At 56.6% G+C, this 806-nt stretch carries 1 protein-coding gene; it reads right to left on the reverse strand.

Going from position 1 to position 806, the window contains the following annotated elements:
* Positions 1 to 110: 110 nt before the first annotated feature.
* Complete coding sequence (locus B3V69_RS20160; RefSeq protein WP_296449453.1) at positions 111 to 689, reverse strand: YceI family protein; 579 nt, start codon at positions 687 to 689, stop codon at positions 111 to 113.
* Positions 690 to 806: the final 117 nt, after the last annotated feature.

Below are 806 nucleotides of genomic sequence, written 5' to 3' on the forward strand. Positions count from 1 at the left end.
TTTCGGTTGAATGAACGCGCTGCAATGCAGCACCTTGGACAAACGCTGGAATCCGCAAAACGGATGCACCTTGGTCAAACTATTTTTTTTCGCCAGCCAGATTGGCGGAGTTAGTCCTGCTTGACGGCCTCCACCTGAATGCTCAGTCGCACGTCTTTGGGAATACCCCAAGTCGTACCATAGTCCAGACCAAACTCGGTGCGGTCGATATGGACTTCAAAGTCGCCGCCGCAGACTTCGCGTCTGAACACGGGGCTCGCATAGCAGTTGAAATTGGTCGCCTTGAGGGTCACCGGATTGGTCTTGCCGAGCAGCGTCAAGGTGCCGCTCACATCCGAGATTTTGTCGTCGCGAAAGCTCAGCTGGTTTGCCACGAACTTGGCCGTCGGGTACTTGGCCGAATCAAACAGGGAGGCGCCCTGCAGCACGCGATCGAACGCGGGCGTGCCGGTGTTGATGGACTCGGTGTCAATCACCATCTCGATCTTGCCGGTTTTTGCAACCCGGTCAAACTCGACCGAGCCCTGCTTTTTGTCAAAGCGACCCCGGTTGGTTGAGGTACCGAAGTGCCCGATCTCAAACGTCACAAACGTGTGGTTGGGATCAATGACGTAGGTCGCCGCTTGGACCGGGGTCAGGGCGGCCAGAAGTGTGACTGCGGCCGCGATGGATGAAAAAATGAAACGCATGGAAGACTCCTAAAAACTACAGCTTGCGCACGCCCGCCAGGGCGAGCTTGAATGTGACTTGCACGTCGTCGGCCACCATGGCGGTGTCGGCCCATTCGTTTTCGCCGATCTTGAAGG

Source organism: Rhodoferax sp. UBA5149, assembly GCF_002413825.1.
In the GTDB taxonomy this organism is placed as follows: domain Bacteria; phylum Pseudomonadota; class Gammaproteobacteria; order Burkholderiales; family Burkholderiaceae_C; genus Rhodoferax.